This is a genomic window from Nocardia sp. 852002-51101_SCH5132738 (genome assembly GCF_001665695.1).
GTDB classification, from domain to species: domain Bacteria; phylum Actinomycetota; class Actinomycetes; order Mycobacteriales; family Mycobacteriaceae; genus Nocardia; species Nocardia nova.
Genome location: NZ_LZML01000037.1, coordinates 1 through 3,556, shown reverse-complemented (window position 1 = coordinate 3,556; position 3,556 = coordinate 1). Strand labels below are relative to the sequence as shown.

General features: G+C 63.5%; 2 protein-coding genes. Both read right to left on the bottom strand.

What is annotated here, in order from left to right; genetic code table 11:
* Positions 1-141: 141 nt before the first annotated feature.
* Positions 142-3,252: a type I restriction endonuclease subunit R gene (locus A5789_RS05795; protein ID WP_064902538.1), complete on the bottom strand. Its 3,111-nt coding sequence runs from the start codon at positions 3,250-3,252 to the stop codon at positions 142-144.
* 2 nt (positions 3,253-3,254) lie between these two features.
* Positions 3,255-3,556 (bottom strand): restriction endonuclease subunit S (locus A5789_RS05790; RefSeq protein WP_197516557.1); only part of this gene is annotated, 302 nt, incomplete at its 5' end.

The following is a 3,556-nucleotide window of genomic DNA, read 5'->3' as shown; positions in this document are numbered from 1 at the left end:
CGCATTCGAAGGCCGGATCAACCCGACCGGAAACTAACCCCTACCGGGGTCAGATCCACCGGTAATCCGACACTCCCCTCGCCAGGGGCAGAGAACGACCGCTGCGCGAACCGTCGTCGCCGCATGCCCGGTGCTCTGGGCTCAGCCGGCGGCGTTGAGGCGTTTGTAAATGCCAGGTAGCAGCTCTCCCAACAGTTTCTGGGACAGGTTTTTGTTGTTGAGGATCTGCGTGGACAGGTCCGCCGAGGAGTCCATGGCGCCGATCACGGCGTCGATGAACGCGATGCCGAGATCGGGGCTGGCGGAGAACTGGGCGAGGGTGTTGTGTCTGGCCTGCTGCTGCAGGGTTTCCGATTCCTCAAGTCGGTCCCGGATGTGGGTGACAACGTTGCGGACACTCGAGTCCGGGTGGTCGCCGGAGAACAGGTCGTTGATCTTGGCGATGACCTCCTCGAGGGCGACCATCTGCGGATCCTTGACGGTGCCGGTGCCGGCCTCCTTGGCCGGTTCGAGCGGTACCCCGGCGGTCAAGGTCGGGTTTTGCTGCGCCTGCTGGTGGTGGCCGAGGTAGTCGATGGTGACCGCGGACAGGTCGATCGGCGCCTGTTCGTCTCCCCCGGTGAGCTGGGGGGCGAGGAGCTTGAGGTAGATCGCGAGTTTCTCGAGCCACGGGTTCTCGTAGTCGAACAGCTGGGACAGAAACTCGTATTGGCGTACATAGGTGCCGATGTCCTTGCGGAACATTTTCAGCTCGTCCAGCGCGACCGTGTCGGAGGTGTCGACGGCCTCCCTCATGCGGACGGTGTATCGCTCGGCGGCAGGCGCGATCCACTTCTCGAGTGCGCTGTTTCCCTTTTTCGCGAGGTAGTCGGCGGCGAGCCTGTCGACCTCGGAGGCCTCGTAGATACCGGCGGCGGCGAGCTTGCGTTCGGTGTCGTGGACGATGTTCGGGTCGGTGACGTCGGCGAGGGTGGTGACCTCGTAGTACTTAGAGAACTCGACGACGATGTCGGCGACCTCGTTGGCGAAGTCCAGCACGAACGTCTGATCCTTCAAAGGTGGGAAGGTCCGGTTCAGCCGGGAGAGGGTTTGCACGGCCTGCACACCACCGAGCCTCTTGTCGACATACATCGCCACCAGCTTTGGCTGGTCGAACCCGGTCTGGAACTTGTTGGCCACCAGCATCACCTGGAACGCGTCGGTGGCGAACGCGTCCCGCAGATCCCGTCCCCTCAATCCGGGGTTCATGCTGGTTTCGGTGAACGGCTCGTCGCTACCGGATTCGGCGTCTGTGACTTCGCCGGAGAAGGCGACGAGGGCGGCGATATCGGTATAGCCGTGTGCGGTGACGTACCGATCGAACGCGATCTTGTAGCGAACGGCGGCTTTGCGGGAGCTGGTGACGACCATCGCCTTCGCCTGCCCGTTCAGCCGCCAGGCCACGTTCTGCCGGAAGTGCTCGACGATGATCGCCACCTTCTGCGCGATGTTCGTCGGGTGCAGCCTCACCCAGTTCATCACCGACTTCACCGCCGCGGAGCGGTCAACGAGGTTGGCGTCCGAACCGTCGCCGGTCACGGCGACGGTGCCCTCGGGGGTGTCGCGAGTGGCGTAGGTCTTCCCGTTGTGCGAGAGCCGGAATGCGGTCCTGTACGGGGTGTAGTTGCGCAGCACATCGAGGATGAAGCCCTCGTCGATGGCCTGCTGCATCGAGTACAGGTGGAACGGCTGCGGTGGGCCGCCCGGCCCCTTGCGGCCGAACAACTCGAGGGTGGTGGGCTTCGGGGTCGCGGTGAACGCGAAGAACGACAGGTTCTTCGCGCCGGCGCGGGCCTTCGTCTCCGCCGCGAGGATGTCCTCCGCGGACACGGTCGCGCCCTCGGCGACATCGGCCAACTCTGCTTGCGAGAGCACCTCTTTGAGCTTGTTCGACGCGCCGCCGGTCTGCGAGGAGTGGGCCTCGTCGGCGATGATCGCAAAACTTTTGCCGCGCAGGGCTTTCCGGTCGGCGATCGCATCCAGCGCGTACGGGAACGTCTGGATGGTGACGATGATGATGTGCGTTCCCGATTCCAGCGCGTCCGCGAGTTCGCCGGACTTGGATCCGGTCAACCCGTCGATGTGGGCGACAACGCCGGTGGTGCGGTTGATCTGGTGGATCGCCTCCTGCACCTGCGCATCGAGCACCGTACGGTCGGTGACAACGATGACCGACGAGAACACCTTCTCGTCCTGGTCGTTGTAGAGGCTGGCGAGCCGCTGCGCCAGCCACGAGATCGAATTCGTTTTCCCCGAGCCGGCGGAGTGCTGGATTAGGTACTTGTGCCCGGGGCCCTCGCGGCGGGCGGCGTCGACCAGCTTGGTGACGGCCTCCCACTGGTGGAACCGCGGGAACAGCAGCGTTTCCGTGCGGGTCTTCTTCCCGGTGTCGGGGTCATGGCGTTCGCTGATCTCGAGGTGCATGAACCGGTCGAGGATCTCAAGCCAGGTGTCACGCTGCAGGATCGTCTCCCACAGGTACGACGACGCCGATCCGTCCGGGTTGGGCGGGTTGCCGGCATGGTGATTGTCGCCGCGGTTGAACGGCAGGAACACCGTGCCCGTCCCGGCGAGGCGGGTGGTCATGTGCACTTCCTTGTTCGACACGGCGAAGTGCACCAGGGCTCGGGTGGCGAAGGACAGCAGCGGCTCGCCCTTCGGTAGTCGATCCTTCTTGTACTGTTCGATCGCATGCTGCACCGACTGGGTGAAGTCAGTTTTGACTTCGGCGGTGGCGACTGGGATCCCGTTGACGAAGAACACCAGGTCGATGGCCTTCTTGGTGTTCGACTTCGAGTAGTGCACCTGCCGCATCACTCGCAACCGCATGGCCTGATACTTCGCCGCGGTAGTGGCATTCAGGCCGGAGTTCGGTTTGAACTGGCACATCGCAAAGGTGGCGTTGAAGTCGTTGAACCCACGGCGGAGCACGGCCAGGGTGCCGCCGTCTGCCTTCAGATCCGCCGACAACGCCTTCGCAAGGCGTTGCAGCAGAGCAGATTTCACCTTCGACTGCGCCTCGGGGGTCGCGTCCGGCTTGAGTCGCTTCTCCAACTCCGCCGACTGCGTGTCCGCCAGCCACGCGAACACGTCGTCCGGGAACAACGCGAGATCGCGGTCATAGCCCGAGTCGTTGGGTGAGTACAACCAGCCGTGATCCGCAAGGTGTTCGCAGATCTCTTCTTCCAGAACGCTTTCGTGATGCTGCGGCACGATCAGGCTACCCCTCGAACATCGATCTTCCCGGTCACCGCATCGGTGATCAGCGCCGAGCGGTACTCGCGCAGAGTCTCGATCACCTCGGTCGACTTGACGATCAACGCTTCGATCTTGGCAACGTGCGTAGACAGAAAGTCAACGATCGCCTGTTGCTCAGAAATCGGCGGGAGGGCGATGGCGATGCTCTGGAAGTCGGTCATTGAAAGGTTCTGCATGCTCGAGCTAGCTGTAGGAGGCCTGGACGTTGGTGACGCCCGCGTGGAGTCGCCTGGCTGGTGGCTGGTTTCCGGCGGCCGAA